At 63.3% G+C, this 360-nt stretch carries 1 protein-coding gene; it reads right to left on the bottom strand.

Going from position 1 to position 360, the window contains the following annotated elements; translation table 11 throughout:
• Positions 1 to 351 (bottom strand): aldo/keto reductase (locus B7449_RS17530; protein ID WP_244465776.1); only part of this gene is annotated, 351 nt, incomplete at its 3' end.
• Positions 352 to 360 lie beyond the last annotated feature (9 nt).

Raw genomic sequence — 360 nt, 5'->3', positions numbered from 1 at the left:
CTGTTTCGGATCGTAGCGTTCCCCGGCTGCGGCCCCTTTGGGAACAGCCTTCTCGATAGCAGCCAGATCGTCCGGCGTCAGCGCAAGATCAAGCGCCCCCAGCGCCTCGGAGAGCCGATCGCGCCGGCGGGCTCCTACAAGTGGTACAATATCGTCACCCTGTGCCGCCACCCAGGCAATTGCCAGCTGGGCCACGCTTGCGTCTTTGGTGGCTGCAATTCCGCGCAATGTCTCCACGAGAGCCAGATTACGCTCGACATTGCCTTCCTGAAAGCGGGGGCTACGAACCCGAAAATCCCCCAGTCCCTTTGCCCCCTGCCAGTGCCCGCTGATCAGACCACGCGCGAGCACGCCATAGGC

This window comes from Komagataeibacter intermedius TF2 (assembly GCF_000964425.1).
GTDB classification, from domain to species: domain Bacteria; phylum Pseudomonadota; class Alphaproteobacteria; order Acetobacterales; family Acetobacteraceae; genus Komagataeibacter; species Komagataeibacter intermedius.
Note: the sequence above shows the minus strand (reverse complement) of the source record. Positions and strands in the feature narration are given on the sequence as shown.